Here is an 18,070-nt window from a genome sequence, read left to right on the forward strand (position 1 = left end):
TGACCCTGCGTCAAGATCAAATCCGCCGCGCGGCGGCTGCGCCATGTCGCGCTCTTGCGAAAATTCCCGTTTGCCGCTACGCCAAGCGCGATTTTCACGCTCACGGGAGACTTCAGAAAATGGCACGAGCGAAAATTGCCCTGATCGGTTCCGGCCAGATCGGCGGAACCCTGGCCCATCTGGCGGCCCTCAAGGAACTGGGCGACGTCGTCCTGTTCGACATCGCCGACGGCACCCCACAGGGCAAGGCGCTGGACATTGCCGAGAGCGCGCCGGTCGACGGGTTCGACGCGGCGATGAGCGGCACCACAGACTATGCCGATATCGCCGATGCCGACGTGTGCATCGTGACCGCGGGTGTCGCCCGCAAGCCCGGCATGAGCCGCGACGACCTGCTCGGCATCAACCTCAAGGTCATGAAATCCGTGGGCGAAGGCATCCGCGACAACGCGCCGAACGCGTTTGTCATCTGCATCACCAACCCGCTCGACGCGATGGTCTGGGCGCTGCGTGAATTCTCCGGCCTGCCGCACCACAAGGTCTGCGGCATGGCAGGCATCCTCGACAGTGCGCGGTTCCGCCATTTCCTGGCCGACGAATTCTCCGTCTCGGTGAAGGACGTGACCGCCTTCGTGCTCGGCGGCCATGGCGACACGATGGTGCCGCTGACCCGCTATTCCACCGTGTCGGGCATCCCGCTCCCTGATCTGGTGGACATGGGCTGGACCACGCAGGACAAGCTCGACGCGATCGTGCAGCGCACCCGTGACGGCGGTGCCGAGATCGTGGGCCTCCTGAAGACCGGCTCCGCGTTCTACGCCCCCGCGGCCTCCGCAATCGAGATGGCCGAAGCCTACCTCAAGGACCAGAAGCGGGTTCTGCCCTGCGCGGCCTATGTGGACGGCGCCTATGGCCAGAGCGACCTCTATGTCGGCGTGCCGACGGTCATCGGTGCCGGCGGCATCGAAAAAATCGTCGAAATCAAGCTCAACAAGGAAGAGCAGGCCATGTTCGACAAGTCGGTCGACGCGGTCAAAGGCCTCGTGGAAGCCTGCAAGGGCATCGACGGCTCGCTCGCCTGATCGCCCTCTGCGCCGGTATGCCCGGCGCGGACCCGAAGAAATGCAACGCCCGGCCAATGTGCCGGGCGTTTTGCATCAAGGCGCGAATCACCCGATCTGTCGCGCCCTGATTATGTGATCACATGATTTTCTGCTGTGATCACAAACCTGCCGATCCTGTCGCTTTCCTTGGTTTTTCGGGGTATTTCGTTTGCCCGGTCCGCGCAACGCGCCTATGGCTCGTGCGAGACGCCCGACCGGGCGGAACGGAACCGCAGGCGGGGCCTGCGCGAAAAGAGGAACCGGCTCCATGAACATTCATGAGTATCAAGCCAAGAAACTGCTGAAAGAGTATGGTGCGCCTGTCTCGGACGGCCGCGTCGTTCTGAAGGCCGAAGAGGCCAAGGCCGCCGCGGGCGAACTGGACGGTCCGCTCTGGGTCGTGAAAGCCCAGATTCATGCCGGCGGTCGCGGCAAGGGCAGCTTCAAGGAAGCGGAAGCCGGTGAGAAGGGCGGCGTGCGTCTGGCCAAGTCGGTCTCCGAAGCCGCCGAAGAAGCCCAGAAGATGCTCGGCCGCACATTGGTGACCCACCAGACCGGCCCCGCCGGCAAGCAGGTCAACCGCATCTATATCGAGGACGGCTCGGGCATCGAGCGCGAGCTTTACCTCGCGCTGCTCGTCGACCGCCAGACCTCGCGCATTTCCTTCGTCTGCTCGACCGAGGGCGGCATGGATATCGAGGAAGTTGCCGCCAACACGCCGGACAAGATCCTCTCCTTCTCCGTCGATCCGGCCTCCGGCATCTCGGGGTTCCACGGCCGCCGCGTGGCTTTCGCGCTCGGCCTTGAAGGCGCGCAGGTCAAACAGTGCGTCAAGCTGATCAACACGCTCTTCAAGCTCTTCGTCGAGAAGGATTGCGAGATGCTGGAGATCAACCCGCTGATCGTGACCGACAGCGGCGATCTGAAATGCCTCGACTGCAAGATGGGCTTCGACGGCAACGCGCTCTACCGCCAGCCCGACATCATGGCGCTGCGCGACGAGACCGAAGAGGATCCGAAGGAACTCGCGGCCTCCAAGTTCGACCTGAACTATATCGCGCTCGACGGCGAGATCGGCTGCATGGTCAACGGCGCGGGCCTTGCCATGGCGACGATGGACATCATCAAGCTCTACGGCGCGGAACCGGCCAACTTCCTCGACGTGGGCGGCGGTGCGACCAAGGAGAAGGTGACCGAAGCCTTCAAGATCATCACCTCCGACCCGAACGTCAAAGGCATCCTCGTGAACATTTTCGGCGGGATCATGCGCTGTGACGTGATCGCCGAGGGCGTGGTGGCCGCGGTCAAGGAAATGGGCCTTCAGGTGCCGCTCGTGGTGCGGCTCGAAGGCACGAATGTCGAGAAGGGCAAGGACATCATCAACGGGTCCGGCCTCAACGTGATCGCGGCTGACGACCTCAGCGATGCGGCACAGAAAATTGTCAAAGCAGTGAAGGGAGCCTGAGCCATGGCCGTTCTCGTCGACGAAAACACCAAGGTGATCTGCCAGGGCCTGACCGGCTCGCAAGGCACCTTCCATTCCGAACAGGCCATCGCCTACGGCACCAAGATGGTCGGCGGCGTGACCCCGGGCAAAGGCGGCCAGAGCCATATCGGCCTGCCGATCTTCAACACCGTGGCCGATGCCCGTGAACAGACCGGCGCAAACGCGACCGCGATCTACGTGCCACCGCCCTTCGCGGCCGACGCGATCCTGGAGGCCATCGACGCGGAGATGGAACTGATCGTCTGCATCACCGAGGGCATCCCGGTGCTCGACATGATGAAGGTGAAGCGCGCGCTCGAAGGATCTTCCTCGCGCCTGATCGGGCCGAACTGCCCGGGCGTGATCACGCCGGACGCCTGCAAGATCGGCATCATGCCCGGCCATATCCACAAGCGCGGCTCCTGCGGCGTTGTCTCGCGCTCCGGCACACTGACCTATGAGGCCGTGAAACAGACCTCCGACCTCGGCCTCGGCCAGTCCTCGGCGGTCGGCATCGGCGGCGACCCGATCAAGGGCACCGAACATATCGACGTGCTGGAGATGTTCCTGGCCGATCCGGAAACCGAGAGCATCATCATGATCGGCGAGATCGGCGGCTCGGCCGAAGAGGAAGCCGCGCAGTTCCTTGCCGACGAGAAGAAGAAGGGCCGCTGGAAACCGACCGCTGGCTTCATCGCCGGCCGCACGGCACCTCCGGGCCGCCGCATGGGCCATGCCGGCGCGATCGTCGCCGGGGGCAAGGGCGGCGCAGAGGACAAGATCGAGGCGATGAAATCCGCCGGAATCGTCGTCGCCGACAGCCCTGCCGGTCTGGGCGAGGCGGTCTTGAAAGCGATCGGGTAACAGATACCTGACTGGCTGCGCGGCGCGTTTTCGCGCAGCCTGACACCCATTCATGGCCCGCAGAGGGTCGTTTCAGGGAGCGGACGCCGCCAACGACGCCCGTCAATGACATGACAGACCAGAGTCCGAACCAGGTCTTTCACGCATCCTCCTTTCTCCAGGGGCACAATGCGGAGTTCATCGAACAGCTTTACGCCCGATACGCGGACAATCCCAACGCGGTGGACGAGGGCTGGCAGCGCTTCTTCGCGGAGCTGGAGGAAAGTGCCGACACGGTGCGCGCCGAAGCGTCCGGCCCCTCCTGGGCGCGGGCCGACTGGCCGCCGGCGCCGACCGACGAGTTGACCGCAGCCCTTGACGGCCAGTGGCCGGCCGACGCCAAGGCGATCGGCGACAAGATCCAGGCCAAGGCCAAGGATATGGGCGCCGCCGTGTCCGAAGAGCAGCTGCGCCAGTCGGTGCTCGACAGCATCCGCGCGCTGATGCTCATCCGCGCCTACCGGATCCGCGGCCACCTGATCGCCGATCTCGACCCGCTGCGTCTGGACCCGCCGGAGCCGCATCCCGAGCTTGACCCGAAATCCTACGGCTTCACCGAAGCCGATATGGACCGGCCGATCTTCATCGACAATGTTCTGGGCCTCCAGACCGCGTCGATCCGCGAGATCCTCGCGCTGGTCAAACGCACCTATTGCGGCACCTTTGCCCTGCAATACATGCATATTTCCGACCCCGAGGAATCGGCCTGGCTGAAGGAGCGGATCGAAGGGCTCGGCAAGGAAATCGCCTTCACCCAGCGCGGACGGAAAGCGATCCTGAACAAGCTTGTCGAGGCCGAAGGGTTCGAGAAGTTCCTCCACGTCAAATATATGGGCACCAAGCGGTTCGGCCTTGATGGCGGCGAGGCGCTCATTCCCGCGATGGAACAGATTATCAAGCGCGGCGGTGCGCTCGGGCTGAAGGAAATCGTGATCGGGATGCCGCATCGCGGCCGGCTCAATGTGCTGGCCAGCGTGATGGGCAAGCCGTTCCGCGCGATCTTCTCGGAGTTCCAGGGCGGCAGCTACAAACCCGACGAGGTCGAGGGTTCGGGCGATGTGAAATACCATCTCGGGGCCTCCTCGGACCGCGAGTTCGACGGCAACGAGGTCCACCTGTCGCTGACCGCGAACCCCTCCCACCTGGAAGCGGTGAACCCGGTCGTGCTCGGCAAGGTGCGCGCCAAACAGGCGCAGCTGAATGATGAGGACCGGAGCCAGGTCCTGCCGATCCTCCTGCACGGGGATGCGGCGTTTGCCGGTCAGGGCGTGGTTGCGGAATGTTTCGGCCTGTCGGGCCTGAAGGGCCATCGCACCGGCGGCACGATCCATATCGTCGTAAACAACCAGATCGGCTTCACCACGGCGCCGCACAATTCGCGCTCCTCGCCCTATCCGACCGACATCGCGCTGATGGTCGAGGCACCGATCTTCCACGTCAACGGCGACGATCCCGAAGCGGTCGTCCATGCCGCGCGCGTGGCGACCGAGTTCCGGCAGAAGTTCCACAAGGATGTCGTGATCGACATCTTCTGCTACCGCCGTTTCGGGCATAACGAGGGCGACGAGCCCATGTTCACCCAGCCCGCCATGTACACGGCGATCAAGCGCCACAAGACCACGCTGCAGCTCTATACCGAGCGGCTGGTCAAGGACGGCTTGATCCCCGAGGGCGAGATCGAGGATATGAAGGCCGCCTTCCAGGCCCATCTGAACGAGGAGTTCGAGGCCGGCAAAGTCTACAAGCCCAACAAGGCCGACTGGCTCGACGGGCGCTGGTCGGGCCTGTCGAAAGAGGGTGAGAAATACCAGCGCGGCAAGACGGCCGTCAAAAAGACCCAACTGCGCAAGGTGGGTGACGCGCTCACCGCTGTGCCGGACGGGTTCAACGCCCACAAGACCATCCTGCGCATTCTGGAACAGAAGCGCGAGATGATCGAAAGCGGCGAAGGGATCGACTGGGCCACGGCCGAGGCGCTGGCCTTCGGCACGCTGCTGCTCGAGGGCTATCCGGTGCGCCTGTCGGGTCAGGACTGTACGCGCGGGACCTTCTCGCAGCGCCATTCCGGCTGGATCGACCAGAAGACGGAACGCCGCTACAAGCCGCTGAACCACATGGAAGAGGGCCAGCCGCGCTACGAGGTGATCGATTCGATGCTGTCGGAATATGCCGTGCTCGGCTTCGAGTATGGCTATTCGCTGGCGGAACCGAACGCGCTCACGCTCTGGGAAGCCCAGTTCGGCGATTTCGCCAACGGCGCGCAGATCATGATCGACCAGTTCATCTCCTCGGGCGAAGCCAAGTGGCTGCGCATGTCGGGGCTGGTGATGCTGCTGCCGCACGGCTACGAGGGCCAGGGCCCCGAACACAGTTCGGCACGTCTGGAGCGGTTCCTGCAAATGTCCGCGGGCGACAACTGGATCGTGGCCAACTGCACCACGCCGGCCAATTATTTCCACATTCTGCGCCGGCAGCTGCACCGCAGCTTCCGCAAGCCGCTCGTGCTGATGACGCCGAAATCGCTCCTGCGCCACAAGCTCGCCGTGTCCAAACTCGACGAGATGTCGACCGGATCGAGCTTCCACCGCGTCCTCTGGGACGATGCGCAATATGGCAATTCCGATCTGGAACTGGTGGCGGACGAGAAGATCAAGCGCGTCGTCATCTGTTCGGGCAAGGTCTATTACGACCTGCTGGAGGAACGCGACGCTCGCGGCCTGACCGACACCTACCTGCTGCGTCTGGAACAGTTCTACCCGTTCCCGGCCCATTCGCTGACCAAGGAACTGTCGCGCTTCAAGGATGCGAAGATCGTCTGGTGTCAGGAAGAGCCGAAGAACCAGGGCGGCTGGTCCTTTGTCGAGCCGAACATCGAGTGGGTGCTCAACCGTATCAAGGCCAAGCACGGCCGCCCGGTCTATGCCGGCCGGTCCGCCGCCGCCTCGCCCGCAACCGGGCTCGCCCGTGAACATAAGCAACAGCAAGAGGCGCTCGTGAACGACGCGCTCACAGCCTGAGGAACCGAGACATGACGGAAATTCGCGTACCGACTCTGGGGGAAAGCGTCACGGAAGCCACGGTCGCCACCTGGTTCAAGAAACCCGGTGACAGCATCGCGGTGGACGAGATGCTGTGCGAGCTGGAAACCGACAAGGTGACGGTCGAGGTGCCCTCGCCTGCCGCCGGCACTCTGGCCGAGATCGTCGCCAAGGAAGGCGACACGGTCGGCGTCGACGCGCTGCTCGCGACCTTGAGCGAGGGCGACGGTGCCGGCGCGGTCAAGGCGGCGGACACGGCCCCTGCCGAAGAAAAACTCGCAGCCCCCGCCGACAGCGCATCGGGCGGCGACGGCGCGGCTGTCGACGTGATGGTGCCTGCGCTCGGCGAAAGCGTCACAGAAGCCACCGTGGCGACGTGGTTCAAAGCCGAGGGCGACACGGTCGCGCAGGACGAGATGCTCTGCGAGCTGGAAACCGACAAAGTGTCGGTCGAGGTGCCGGCTCCCGCACCCGGCGTGCTGACCAAGATCCTCGCTAAGGACGGTGCGACCGTGCAGGCGGGTGGCCAGCTGGCCGTGATCGAGGCCGGCGGCGCGGCCAAGGCCTCCGCCCCGGCGGCAGCGCCCGCAGCCGCGGCCGGCGCCACGTCCGGCGGCAGCGCCAAGGGCGATGTCGAGGACGCGCCCTCGGCCAAGAAGATGATGGCCGAAGCCGGTCTGTCGGCCGATCAGATCACCGGCACCGGTCGCGACGGCCGGATCATGAAGGAAGATGTCCAGAAGGCGATTGCCGCAGGAACCAGCGCCAAGGCGCCAGCCCCAGCCGCTCCGGCAGCGCCGGCTTCCGTGCCGCGTGCGCCCGTCGCCGCACAGGATGCCGACCGCGAGGAGCGGGTGCGGATGACCCGCCTGCGCCAGACCATCGCGCGCCGCCTGAAGGATGCGCAGAACACCGCAGCCATGCTGACCACCTATAACGAGGTGGACATGACCGCGGTGATGGAACTGCGCAACGAGTACAAGGACCTGTTCCTGAAGAAGCACGGCGTGAAGCTCGGCTTCATGTCCTTCTTCACCAAGGCCTGCTGCCACGCGCTGAAGGAAGTGCCCGAGGTCAATGCGGAGATCGACGGCACCGACGTGGTCTACAAGAACTTCGTCCATATGGGCGTGGCCGTGGGCACACCGTCGGGCCTTGTGGTGCCGGTGGTGCGGGATGCGGATGCCATGTCATTCGCCGATATCGAGAAGACGATTGCCGACCTCGGCACACGGGCCCGCGACGGGAAACTGTCGATGGCCGACATGCAGGGCGGCACCTTCACCATCTCGAACGGTGGCGTGTACGGCTCGCTCATGTCCTCGCCGATCCTGAACCCGCCGCAGTCGGGCATCCTCGGCATGCACAAGATCCAGGAACGTCCGATGGCGATCAACGGTCAGGTGGTGATCCGGCCGATGATGTATCTGGCGCTCAGCTATGACCACCGGATCGTCGACGGCAAGGGTGCCGTGACCTTCCTCGTGCGGGTCAAGGAGGCGCTGGAGGATCCGCGCCGCCTGCTGATGGACCTCTGAGCCATGCAGACCGGACGGTCGCTGGCGAACCTGCTCTACCGGGGCACGATCGCGGTGACCGTCCTGCTGCTCGTCTGGACGCTTGCGGCCATCTGGCGCGACTATGCGGAAATGCATGCCATGTCGCACTGGGCCACCAAGTCGCTCTGGGTCTGGGGCAAGCTGCAATCGCCGGTGCTGGTGTTCCTGTTCCTTGCCATGATGTGGAAACACAATGCGTTCGCGCTCTGGATGTATGCCTGCCTCGCGCTCGATTTCGGGCTGCGCCACGTCCTGCTCGCGGCCGAGGCCGCACGGCCCCTCACCCCGTCCATCCTTGCGATGGCGGTCCTTTTCATCCCGCCGATGCTGGTTCTGGCCTATCTTCGGCGGGAAGACTATCTGACGTAACACTGAACGGAGCCTGACAGGGGCGTGCCGCCGGGCCGCCCGGGCAAGATCGAGGAGACAGTCATGGCCAATTACGACGTGATCATCATCGGGGGCGGACCGGGCGGCTATGTCTGCGCCATCCGTTGCGCCCAACTGGGTCTGAAGACCGCCTGTGTCGAGGGGCGCGATGCGCTCGGCGGCACGTGCCTCAACGTCGGCTGCATCCCGTCCAAGGCGATGCTGCATGCCTCTGAGCTTTATCACGAGGCCGAGCACAATTTCGCCAAGATGGGCCTGATGGGCAAAAGCCCGTCGGTCGATCTGCCGAAAATGCTCGACTACAAGCAGTCGGTCATCGACGGCAACACGCAAGGCATCGAATTCCTGTTCAAGAAGAACAAGGTCGACTGGATCAAGGGTTGGGGCAAGATCAGCGCCAAGGGCGAGGTGACGGTGGGCGAGGAGACCCACACGGCGAAGAATATCGTCATCGCCACCGGCTCGGAAGCGGCGTCGCTGCCCAATGTGGAGGTGGACGAGAAAACCGTCGTGACCTCCACCGGTGCGCTGGAGTTGAAGAAGGTTCCCAACAAGCTCGTCGTGATCGGCGCGGGCGTGATCGGTCTGGAAATGGGCTCGGTCTATGCACGGCTCGGCGCGGAAGTGACCGTGGTGGAATATCTCGACCATATCACGCCGGGCATGGATGCCGAGGTCTCCAAGACCTTCCAGCGCATCCTGAAGAAACAGGGGATGAAATTCATCCTCGGCGCGGCCGTCCAGAAGGTGGAGAAAGCGCGCGGCAAGGCCAAGGTCCACTACAAGCTGCGCAAGGATGAGAGCGACGCCGTGCTCGACGCGGATGTGGTGCTGGTGGCCACAGGCCGCAAACCGTTCACCGACGGGCTGGGACTTGCCGATCTCGGGGTGGAGATGTCGGAGCGCGGACAGGTCAAGACCGACGCGCACTGGCGCACCAATGTCGATGGCGTCTACGCGATCGGTGACGTGATCGACGGCCCTATGCTCGCCCACAAGGCCGAAGATGAGGGCATGGCCGTGGCAGAGACCATCGCCGGCCAGAAGGGCCATGTGAATTACGATGTGATCCCGGGCGTCATCTACACGGCGCCGGAAGTGGCCAATGTCGGCAAGACCGAGGAACAGCTGAAGGCCGAGGGCCGCGCCTACAAGGTGGGCAAGTTCCCCTTCATGGGCAACGGCCGCGCCAAGGCCAATTTCGCCGGCGACGGGTTCGTGAAAATCCTCGCCGACAAGGAAACCGATCGCGTGCTCGGCTGCCATATCATCGGACCGGCCGCGGGCGACCTGATCCACGAGATCTGCGTGGCGATGGAATTCGGCGCGGCGGCCGAGGATGTGGCCCGCACCTGCCATGCGCATCCGACCTTCTCCGAGGCGGTGCGCGAAGCGGCGCTCGCCTGCGGTGACGGCGCGATCCACGCCTGAGCAGGGCAGTCCCGAAAACCGGAAGCCCCGTCGCGCAAGCGGCGGGGCTTTTGCTTTGCCGTCAGGCGACCAGCATCCGCAGCCCGTTCGTCACATCCATCCGGATCGCCAGCCGCAGGCCCGGTTCGTCCCCCGCGCGCAACGCGCCGATGATCTTGCGGTGGTTCGCAGGCGCCTGCGGGGTGGAGGTGCGGGCATAGAGCGCCCGCATCGGCGGCCCCATCTGCAACCAGACGGTTTCCACCAGCGCCAGCATCGCCGGGGCCTGCGCGCGCAGGTAGAGCGCGCGGTGAAACTCCAGATTGGAGCGGATATAGCCGGTGGCATCGCCATTGGTGATCATCTGCCCGATGGTCGCGTTGATGGCCTGCATCCGGTCGATGAGTGCGATGTGCGCGCGCGGCAGGGCGCGGCTTGCCAGTTCAGGCTCCAGCAGGGCGCGCAGGGCCGCGAGTTCCTCGATCCGCTCGGGCGCCAGTTGCGGGGTCGCCACGCGCCCGCTGGCGGATACGGTCAATGCGCCTTCGGCCACGAGCCGCCGCAACGCTTCGCGCGCCGGGGTCATGCTGACGTCGAACTCGCCGGCGATCCCGCGCAGGGTCATGGCCTGAGCAGGCGCCAGTTCCCCGTGCATGATCCGTGCCCGGAGGGCGCGGTAAACACGTTCATGGGCCGGAATTTGCGGGTCGGGTAGGCGTTCTTTCAAGGACATGGCCGGACTGTGATCACAAATTCGGGATTGTCAAGACCGGGAACCGACTCCGAATCGGCGCGTTGTGATACCATGAGGACTTTATTGTTTGGGTGGTATTATGCGTGACTTTTATTCAGATCTCTTTTCATGGGGCACTGCACTGGGCATTTTCTTCGCCCTGATCCTGACAGCCCAGAACCAGGGCGCCTTTGAGGATGTGCCGCAGACGGAAACCTGGCTCTACCGGATGGCCCATGCCGGGTCGACCACCGGTGGCGCGTCCGCGGATGCCGGCCAGCCGACCGATGTTGTCCCAGTGAAACTCGCCTCCGAGCCGACCAAAGGCTTCACGCCGGTCGCGCCTTTGAAGCGCCCGTCCTCGAAACTCCCGCAGATTCAGTCCGACCCTGAAATGCTGGCGCTCGCTGCCGCAGAAGGTGTGGCTATTCCCGAAGCCGGCCAGCCGTCGGAGCAGAATCTTTCCATCCTGACCCTGTCCACCAAGTCGGTCGGACTGGACGCCCCGCGCAAGACGCTCGACGAGCCGCAGCAGATGGTTGCCGTGACCGGTTCGACCGTGAACCTGCGCGCCGGACCGGGCGTCGATACGGCACGCGTCGGTCAAGCCAGCCGTGGCGACATGCTGGAGCCGACAGGTCTGATGGACGGTGTCTGGATCGAAGTGCGCACCGACCCGCTTTCCACGCCGATGTGGATCCATGGCGGCTTTGCCGAGTTGCGCGAACTGCCCGCAGCCACGGCCGGTCAGGGCCTGACGGCGCTTGCAACCACCGGCGATGCCGCTGCTGCGCCGCTGCTGACGGCGGCTCAGTAAGGGATCAGACCACGTCGTCCGCCGTGAACCTGTAACGGTGCAGCGCGCGGCCATTCGTGCGGAGCCAGTCCCGACTGCCCGCATAGTCGGGCCGCAGCTTCCCAACGAGGTCCCAGAAGGCCGGCGCGTGGTTCATATGCACGAGATGCGCCACCTCGTGTGCGGCCACATAGTCGAGCACATGGTCGGGCGCCAGCATCAGCCGCCAGCTGTACATGAGCCCCCCGTCGCTGGTGCAGGACCCCCAGCGGGACACCGGATCTCGCAAGGTGAGCCGCGTGTAGGACCGGGCAATCCGCGCCGCATAGGTCTGGCTCGCCTCATCGAGCGCCGTCCGCGCCTGCGCCTTCAACCAGCCCTTCACCTTGGACGGGACCAGATGGTCCGGCCCCGGCACGGCCAGCGTCCCGGCTTCCGCATCATGGACAATCCGCCGCCCGGTGCCGGAGACAATCCGGCAGGGCTGGCCCGCGACCGGTAGGACGGCACCGGGCAGGACGGGCACTTGCATCGGCTGGTCCGCCAACTGGCGCCGCAGCCAGCCTTCCTGCCGCATGGCGAAATCCCGCGCGGCCGTGGCGCTCGCGCGGCTCGGCATGGTCAGCACCGCCTCACCGGTGGCCGCCGACAGGCGCAGCGTCAGGCGCCGCGCCCGTGCATTGCGCCGCACCCTGATCGGGATCGGCGGCTGTCCGATGGTGAAACTGGTGGTCACGGCACGACCCCGCCCGGCTCTCAGCTCGGACGGTCCTTGCGATGCTCCGCGATGAAGGCTGCGACCTTCGGCTGGATATGCTGGCGCCAGCGGGAGCCGTTGAACACGCCGTAATGGCCGACCTTTTCCTGCACGTAATGCGTCTTGAGCGCATCGGGCAGGTTGACGGCCAGATCATGCGCCGCTTCGGTCTGGCCGAGACCGGTAATATCGTCCTTCTCGCCTTCGACGGTCATCAGCGCGATATCGCGGATCGCGCCGACATCGACCTTGCGCGTGCGGTACATGTAGCTGCCGTTCGACAGGAGCCGCTTCTGGAACACCCGTTCGATGGTCTGCAGGTAGAACTCCGCCGTCAGATCCATCACAGCCATATATTCGTCATAGAACTTGCGGTGCGCCGCTGCACTGTCCCCGTCGCCTTCGATCAGGTGGCGGAACTGGTCCATATGGCTCTCGACATGGCGGTCGAGGTTCATCGACATGAAGCCCGACAGCTGCAGGAAGCCCGGATAGACGCGCCGCATGAAGCCCCGGTTCGGCCAGGGCACGGTGGTGATGACATTGTTCTCGAACCAGCTGAGCGGACGGCTGACCGCAAGCTCGTTGGGCTGCTTGGGGTTACGGCTCGTGTCGATGGGCGATCCCATCAGCACCACAGAGGCCGGCCGCGCCGGATCCTTGTCGGCCGCCATCAGCGTGGCGGCCACGAGCATCGGCACACCGGGCTGGCAGACCGCCATGACAGAGGGCCGCGCCCCGTCCGTGCCGAGGAAGCGGCACATGTCCATCAGATAGTCGGTATAATCGTCGAGATCGAACGGCCCTTCGGCCAGCGGCACGTCGCGCGCATCCGTCCAGTCGGTGATATAGACATCATGGTCGGGCAGCATCGACTGGACCGTCCCGCGCAGGAGCGTCGCATAATGGCCCGACATCGGCGCGACGATCAGCACCTTCGGGTCATTGCGCTTCTCGGCCGCCTTGGAATCGCGGCGGAAATGCACGAGGTCGCAGAAGGGCGCGGACCAGACCACATCCTCCACGATCGGGGTCAGGATCCCGTCCACCTCGATATCCTCGATGCCGAATTCCGGCTTGCCGTAACGGCGGGTGGCATTGATGAACATCTCGCAGGCCGCAGCGCTGGCGCGTGCGCCATAGGTTTCCGAGAGCGGGTTGAACGGGCTGCTGAACGCCTCCTGCCCCATTCGCGCGGCGGCGCGGAACGGGCCGATGGCCGCATGTGTCAGTTCATAGGCGTGGTACAGCATCCGATGCTCCGGATATATGTCAGCAATGTTACGTGCAGGTTAGAGCGCATTTTGCACTGCGGCAAGTTTGCTGCGGCAGCACAAGCGCGTGCGGGACAAAAAAACAACGGCAAAGGCTTTGACAATCCGCCCGTGCTATGGCACGTCGCAGCGGATTTTCGACTCTTTGCAAATGACTTGGGGGGTTCCATGCCCAAAGAAGAATGGGGTGTAAAACGTGCCTGCCCCGAATGCGCGACGCGATTCTACGACCTCCAGAAGGATCCGATGACCTGCCCCGCCTGCGGGTCGGTTTTTGACGTGGCCACGCTGACCAAAGCCAAGACCAGCGGGTCGGACACGGGCTCGGCCGTTGCCGATGACAGCAAGGCCGCGTCCACCGATGACGATCTGGTCGTTGATGATGACGATACGGATGTCGATCTGGACGATGATCTGCTCGACGATGACGACGATGACGATACGGTCGATCTCGAGGAGATCAGCGACGTCGCCGGCGACGACGAGGACGACACCTGATTTCGGCGGCGGGGTGCATTTTCTGCTTGCACTCCGCTTGGGCCGGAAATAGAAGCACACGCACCGCGCGGATGCGCGGTCGGAAGGGGCCATAGCTCAGTTGGGAGAGCGCTTGCATGGCATGCAAGAGGTCAGGGGTTCGACTCCCCTTGGCTCCACCATCCACCCTTCTAAATTCGCCAGCCTGCTCGCCTTTCGGGCGTCGATGGCCGATGTTTTTGCCGGAAACACGTCGTCGCAAACGGTCCGGCCGGACCGTCGTGCCCCTTCACCGAACCGAAGACGGGCGAGGAACCGTATTGCATTGACGCGTGCGGTGCTGTGTGTCCGCCTTTGACGGCGCGCCAAGAAGAACCACAGCCCTAAAACGAAAGAAGCCGCCACGGTTTCCCGAGGCGGCTTCCATTTTCAAAACTCTACAGGTCAGTCCATGTCGTACTTGTAGATGATCCCGTCTTTCATGATCATGCCGAAATTCGCTTTGGCATCGCCGATCAGGTCAAGGTTTTCCAGCGGGTTGCCGTTCACCAGAATGATGTCAGCGTAGGCACCTTCCTCGATCACACCGAGCGGGCCGAGCGGATAGGGCGTCAGCTTGCCCGACATCTTGAGCAGTTCGGCATTGTCGCACGTCGCCATTTTCAATGTCTCGTAGGGCGTGAACCAGCGCTGCATCTTGGCGAGCACCGCGCCCTGCCGCTTGGCCAGATCGGCGCTGAAGAGCGTGTCGGTCCCGAAAGCGATCTTCAATCCGAGTTCCTTGGCCGTGCGATAGACGAAATCCGTGCCGTCGGTGACAAATTTGTATTTCTCTTTCTGGAAATCGTTCAGCGCGGGCGCGTCCTGATCGTCGAGGAACGGCTGCATGCTCAGCCAGACGTCCTTTTCCTTGAACAGCTCAAGGGTTTCGCGGGTGGCCATATGCGCATGCTCGACGCTTCTTGCCCCGTTCTCGATGGAATGGACCACAGCTTCGTTGTTGATGGCATGCGTCGTGACATAGGTGCCCCAGGCTTCGGTGGCTTCGACCGCTGCCTTGAATTCCTCATTCGTGAACTGGATCGTGTGGATCGGATCATAGGACGAGGTTACGCCACCGCCGGCCATCAGCTTGATATGCGTTGCGCCCTGCATCAGGTTTTCACGCGTCCGCTTGAGCACGTCCGGCACGCCATCTGTGAGGTAGAACATGTTGCCTTGCTCGAACGAGTGCAAGACGCCGCTCGGTGTCGGAACATCGCGCGTGATGCGGAAATCCTGGTGTCCGGCGGTGATGGACAGGGCCGGACCAGAGGGGAACACCCGCGGTCCGTCTATCAGGCCCTCATCCGTCGCGCGGGCAATGTCGAACATCGGTCCGGCCACGTCTCGTACGGTGGTGAACCCGCGGGACAGCGCATTGTTCTGCGCCTTGGCCGCCAGCAGGTTCCAGTACCCCTCTCCGGTCAGGGCGAGCTGTCCGATCGTGGCTTCAGCGAACACACCGTGCCAGTGTGCATCGATCAGGCCCGGCATCAACGTGTGGCCTTCGGCATCGATTTCCATCGCGCCCTCAGGCTTTTCCAGATCGGTGCCAATGGCGGAAATCAGGTTGCCGCTGACAAGAACATCGAGATCCGACAGTTCTTCGTCGCAGCCGTTGAACACCTGTGCGCCGCGAATGAGCACATTGTCGAATTTGATCTTTGTGGTCGTGGTTTCGATTTCACCCACCACACCTTCCGGGATGACGCTGTGATTTGCATCGTGGGCAATTGCGCTGACCGGCGCGCCCGCGATCGTACTGCAGAGCAACAATGATAGCGCTTTGTTTTTCATATCTGAAATCCCCTAAATGGTTCGTTTGAAATGGTCGCTGCTAGTCATTCTGGTACCGATAGCCGAGTAGATGTCAAAAATTCAGGATCTTGAAGCCGACCTGAACCGACCAGTCCGCCGGCGCCTCTCCACCGATCAGCACGCCAGGCTTGATGAAGACCTGACTATCCCCGCCGAAAAGGCGGCCTGTCATCATCCCCGCAGTCACCTGAAGGCTGCCGAATGTGTCGCCTTTTTCCCAGTCGTGGATGATGGCCGGATCGAAGGTCAAGAAATATCTCGGGTTGGGCAGCTTCGGGACATAATAGAAATCCACCGTCGTGACATTCACGTCTTCCCCTTGGTCATTACCGCCCTCCAGCCCGAATGTCTGGACCCAGGCCGGTGCGAAGATCGATCCGTCCTCGCGAAACCACGCATAGAAGAGCGACGTTTCCGCGGCGAGCTGTCCGTATCCGGCAAAGTCCGTTTTGGCGGTGTCGAGGAAGAGCTCGACCGTGTAAGCGGCGCCGTTCTTCTCCGTGAGGTGGAACACGTCGATATAGGTCATGCTGATATCGCCGAGCGCGAATTCCGACCCGACATCCGGATTGGCAGCGTTGGATGCCGTCGCATCGCCGAAGAACGGGTTCGCATTGAACTCGCTGTCCGACCAGGGAACCGTGAACCGGAACGCGCGGGTGCCGTCGCCGAAGGGCTGGGTATAGAAGGCTTCCATCAAGCCCGTATCCAGATTGGGATTGATCTTGTTGAACTGGTACTGGAGCCCGGTCTGCGTGGTCAGCAAGGTCGGATTGGTCCCGTTGTTGACCTCCTCCAGTTCGCGCTGGAGTTGGGGCAGATTCGACCCGTCCTGCGCAAACACCGGTGCCGCCTGCATGGAAACAGCCAAAGCGCAGGCCGGAACTGCGTGTTTCATGCTGGCGCCGAGCAGGCGTGTTGCGCTGCGTGCGGTGCGCGATGCTTCGGTTGGTTGGGTCACGGTCTGATCAAACTCCTTGGGACGACGCTCGACCGCTCGGTTCGGGCGTGTGACGGGATCAAGCTGCGTATTGCGGCACGTCAGTTCAGTTTATTGAGTTATCAGCAGGGTGCAACGCCCCTTGGCAGCCACCCCGACGTCAGATGCGACCCTATCCCGCTCTGCCCGTCTACCGCGATCACTTGTCCGTTAGTGACAAGACCACCAGCGAATGGGCGCCGTGGCAGGAGGCCCGTCGCAGGGACCGGTCAAAGGCACCTTGTCCTTCACCGTCCCCCGATGCCGCTGACCTGCCAGATCCGGAAGCCGTTCCCTGCCTTATTTCTTGATCCTGAAATCTTCGTGGCAGGCGATGCAGCTTCGGCCTATCTGGACGAAGAGATCGCCGAGGCTCGCATTGGCCATCTGGCCGCGGCTGTTAGCCAGCTCGGCGGGTGCGGGCAGCGTGGCCATGGTGCGGGTGACGGGGATATCTGACAGTCCGGCGAGCCGGTCGAGCTCGTCTGCCAGCACCGTCAGGCTGTCTGCCAGCGCCGCGAACCGCTCCGGATCGTCCCAGATCGTTTCCCGCGCCTCGCTCGGATGGTCGATGCTGCCTTCGGGGAATTGCGCGACCAGCGCCGCGCCGCCATTTTCCCGCAGGAGCGCCGCCAGTTCAGCCACCGCGCGCGGCTGCACGGGCGCGTTGCCCTGCGCCATCGGGGCCATCGCCTTCATCGCGGCGCCCATGGCCTTCATCGCGTCCATCCGCTCTTTCACGATCCCGCTCGCGCCCTGATGTGCGCTCGCGAGACCGGCCGAGAGGCAGAGCCCGAGCGCCAGCAGGCGCATGGATTTTCGGTGTGTCCCGATCATTCGATCCCGTTCTCCCTCTGGACGCGGCGGATATAGGCCACGATGGCCGCCACGTCGCCATCGGACAGGCCGCCCACCGCCGGCATGTCGCCGAAATCCCAGTGATGGGCCCGCACGCCGCGGCGGACGGCCACGAGGAAGGACATGTCCCCATGGTGCGACGGCTCATAGATCTTGTGGACGAGCGGCGGTCCGGCGCCGTCCACGCCAGCGCCGTTCGCGCCGTGACAGTCGGCACAGATCGCATCGAAAGCCGATTTTCCGCGCGCCTGAAGCTCGGTCAGGTCCGCAGGCAGGGCGATATCCGCCACGATCGGTCCGCCCGCGGCGTTGGCCGCACCGGTTTCAGGCGTCGATCCGCCGCGCACCAGAAAGACCGCGCCCGCCACCAAGGCAAGGATCACCAGTCCGACCAGTGTTTTTTTCATCTTCGTCCCCTGCGCCGGACAGGCTGACCCAGCCCGGCAC

The 18,070-nt window shown here is 63.7% G+C and carries 16 protein-coding genes and 1 tRNA gene; 10 read left to right on the forward strand and 7 right to left on the reverse strand.

Going from position 1 to position 18,070, the window contains the following annotated elements:
- The first annotated feature begins 119 nt into the window (after positions 1–119).
- From mdh to lpdA, 7 genes are all read left to right on the forward strand, one after another.
- Positions 120–1,082, forward strand: a complete 963-nt coding sequence (gene mdh / locus GSH16_RS03555; RefSeq protein ID WP_160851963.1) for a malate dehydrogenase — start codon at positions 120–122, stop codon at positions 1,080–1,082.
- 289 nt (positions 1,083–1,371) lie between these two features.
- Positions 1,372–2,568: an ADP-forming succinate--CoA ligase subunit beta gene (gene sucC / locus GSH16_RS03560; RefSeq protein ID WP_160851965.1), complete on the forward strand. Its 1,197-nt coding sequence runs from the start codon at positions 1,372–1,374 to the stop codon at positions 2,566–2,568.
- 3 nt (positions 2,569–2,571) lie between these two features.
- Positions 2,572–3,453, forward strand: coding sequence for a succinate--CoA ligase subunit alpha (gene sucD / locus GSH16_RS03565; protein ID WP_160851967.1), 882 nt, complete (start codon positions 2,572–2,574; stop codon positions 3,451–3,453).
- Positions 3,454–3,563: 110 nt separating this feature from the next.
- Positions 3,564–6,509, forward strand: a complete 2,946-nt coding sequence (locus GSH16_RS03570; protein WP_160851970.1) for a 2-oxoglutarate dehydrogenase E1 component — start codon at positions 3,564–3,566, stop codon at positions 6,507–6,509.
- An 11-nt stretch (positions 6,510–6,520) separates the two neighbouring features.
- Positions 6,521–8,068 carry a 2-oxoglutarate dehydrogenase complex dihydrolipoyllysine-residue succinyltransferase gene (gene odhB / locus GSH16_RS03575; protein ID WP_160851972.1) on the forward strand — a complete coding sequence of 516 codons (1,548 nt, stop codon included), beginning with the start codon at positions 6,521–6,523 and terminating at the stop codon, positions 8,066–8,068.
- A 3-nt stretch (positions 8,069–8,071) separates the two neighbouring features.
- Entirely contained in the window at positions 8,072–8,458 is a 387-nt protein-coding gene (locus GSH16_RS03580; RefSeq protein WP_160851975.1) for a hypothetical protein, read from the forward strand.
- Between the two features lie 63 nt (positions 8,459–8,521).
- On the forward strand, positions 8,522–9,910 hold the full coding sequence (lpdA, locus tag GSH16_RS03585; RefSeq protein ID WP_160851977.1) for a dihydrolipoyl dehydrogenase: 1,389 nt from the start codon (positions 8,522–8,524) through the stop codon (positions 9,908–9,910).
- Between the two features lie 61 nt (positions 9,911–9,971).
- Here lpdA and GSH16_RS03590 read toward each other — a convergent pair whose 3' ends face one another.
- On the reverse strand, positions 9,972–10,622 hold the full coding sequence (locus tag GSH16_RS03590; protein ID WP_160851979.1) for a GntR family transcriptional regulator: 651 nt from the start codon (positions 10,620–10,622) through the stop codon (positions 9,972–9,974).
- 100 nt (positions 10,623–10,722) lie between these two features.
- On the opposite strand from GSH16_RS03590, the gene GSH16_RS03595 reads away from it, so the two are divergent.
- Positions 10,723–11,439, forward strand: a complete 717-nt coding sequence (locus tag GSH16_RS03595; protein ID WP_160851982.1) for an SH3 domain-containing protein — start codon at positions 10,723–10,725, stop codon at positions 11,437–11,439.
- A gap of 4 nt (positions 11,440–11,443) precedes the next feature.
- On the opposite strand, the gene GSH16_RS03600 is transcribed toward GSH16_RS03595, so the two are convergent.
- Positions 11,444–12,154: a M48 family metallopeptidase gene (locus GSH16_RS03600; RefSeq protein WP_160851984.1), complete on the reverse strand. Its 711-nt coding sequence runs from the start codon at positions 12,152–12,154 to the stop codon at positions 11,444–11,446.
- Between the two features lie 20 nt (positions 12,155–12,174).
- Entirely contained in the window at positions 12,175–13,428 is a 1,254-nt protein-coding gene (locus GSH16_RS03605) for a polyhydroxyalkanoate depolymerase (RefSeq protein ID WP_160851986.1), read from the reverse strand.
- Between the two features lie 189 nt (positions 13,429–13,617).
- Between GSH16_RS03605 and GSH16_RS03610 the strand changes: the two genes are divergently transcribed.
- Positions 13,618–13,947 (forward strand): TIGR02300 family protein, encoded by a 330-nt coding sequence (locus GSH16_RS03610; protein WP_160851988.1) that lies wholly within the window; start codon positions 13,618–13,620, stop codon positions 13,945–13,947.
- 85 nt (positions 13,948–14,032) lie between these two features.
- Positions 14,033–14,108: transfer RNA gene (locus tag GSH16_RS03615), tRNA-Ala, on the forward strand.
- Between the two features lie 262 nt (positions 14,109–14,370).
- Here GSH16_RS03615 and GSH16_RS03620 read toward each other — a convergent pair.
- The 4 genes from GSH16_RS03620 to GSH16_RS03635 all read right to left on the reverse strand — a co-directional run bounded on the left by GSH16_RS03620 (position 14,371) and on the right by GSH16_RS03635 (position 18,030).
- Positions 14,371–15,660 (reverse strand): metal-dependent hydrolase family protein, encoded by a 1,290-nt coding sequence (locus GSH16_RS03620; RefSeq protein WP_160851991.1) that lies wholly within the window; start codon positions 15,658–15,660, stop codon positions 14,371–14,373.
- A 178-nt stretch (positions 15,661–15,838) separates the two neighbouring features.
- The gene (locus GSH16_RS03625) at positions 15,839–16,747 is read right to left on the reverse strand and encodes a hypothetical protein (protein WP_160851993.1); all 909 of its coding nucleotides are present in this window, start codon (positions 16,745–16,747) and stop codon (positions 15,839–15,841) included.
- A gap of 318 nt (positions 16,748–17,065) precedes the next feature.
- Positions 17,066–17,602 carry a cytochrome c gene (locus tag GSH16_RS03630; RefSeq protein ID WP_160851995.1) on the reverse strand — a complete coding sequence of 179 codons (537 nt, stop codon included), beginning with the start codon at positions 17,600–17,602 and terminating at the stop codon, positions 17,066–17,068.
- A complete protein-coding gene (locus GSH16_RS03635; RefSeq protein ID WP_160851998.1) occupies positions 17,599–18,030 on the reverse strand; it encodes a c-type cytochrome in 432 nt (143 codons plus the stop codon). Before GSH16_RS03635 ends, GSH16_RS03630 begins: the two co-directional genes overlap by 4 nt.
- Positions 18,031–18,070: the final 40 nt, after the last annotated feature.

This window comes from Oceanomicrobium pacificus (genome assembly GCF_009833495.1).
Taxonomy (GTDB): domain Bacteria; phylum Pseudomonadota; class Alphaproteobacteria; order Rhodobacterales; family Rhodobacteraceae; genus Oceanomicrobium; species Oceanomicrobium pacificus.

Coding starts and splice junctions, on each gene's coding strand:
- mdh (WP_160851963.1), top strand. CDS start 120: ATGGCACGAGCGAAAATTGCCCTGATCGGTTCCGGCCAGATCGGCGGA.
- sucC (WP_160851965.1), top strand. CDS start 1,372: ATGAACATTCATGAGTATCAAGCCAAGAAACTGCTGAAAGAGTATGGT.
- sucD (WP_160851967.1), top strand. CDS start 2,572: ATGGCCGTTCTCGTCGACGAAAACACCAAGGTGATCTGCCAGGGCCTG.
- GSH16_RS03570 (WP_160851970.1), top strand. CDS start 3,564: ATGACAGACCAGAGTCCGAACCAGGTCTTTCACGCATCCTCCTTTCTC.
- odhB (WP_160851972.1), top strand. CDS start 6,521: ATGACGGAAATTCGCGTACCGACTCTGGGGGAAAGCGTCACGGAAGCC.
- GSH16_RS03580 (WP_160851975.1), top strand. CDS start 8,072: ATGCAGACCGGACGGTCGCTGGCGAACCTGCTCTACCGGGGCACGATC.
- lpdA (WP_160851977.1), top strand. CDS start 8,522: ATGGCCAATTACGACGTGATCATCATCGGGGGCGGACCGGGCGGCTAT.
- GSH16_RS03590 (WP_160851979.1), bottom strand. CDS start 10,622: ATGTCCTTGAAAGAACGCCTACCCGACCCGCAAATTCCGGCCCATGAA.
- GSH16_RS03595 (WP_160851982.1), top strand. CDS start 10,723: ATGCGTGACTTTTATTCAGATCTCTTTTCATGGGGCACTGCACTGGGC.
- GSH16_RS03605 (WP_160851986.1), bottom strand. CDS start 13,428: ATGCTGTACCACGCCTATGAACTGACACATGCGGCCATCGGCCCGTTC.
- GSH16_RS03610 (WP_160851988.1), top strand. CDS start 13,618: ATGCCCAAAGAAGAATGGGGTGTAAAACGTGCCTGCCCCGAATGCGCG.
- GSH16_RS03630 (WP_160851995.1), bottom strand. CDS start 17,602: ATGATCGGGACACACCGAAAATCCATGCGCCTGCTGGCGCTCGGGCTC.
- GSH16_RS03635 (WP_160851998.1), bottom strand. CDS start 18,030: ATGAAAAAAACACTGGTCGGACTGGTGATCCTTGCCTTGGTGGCGGGC.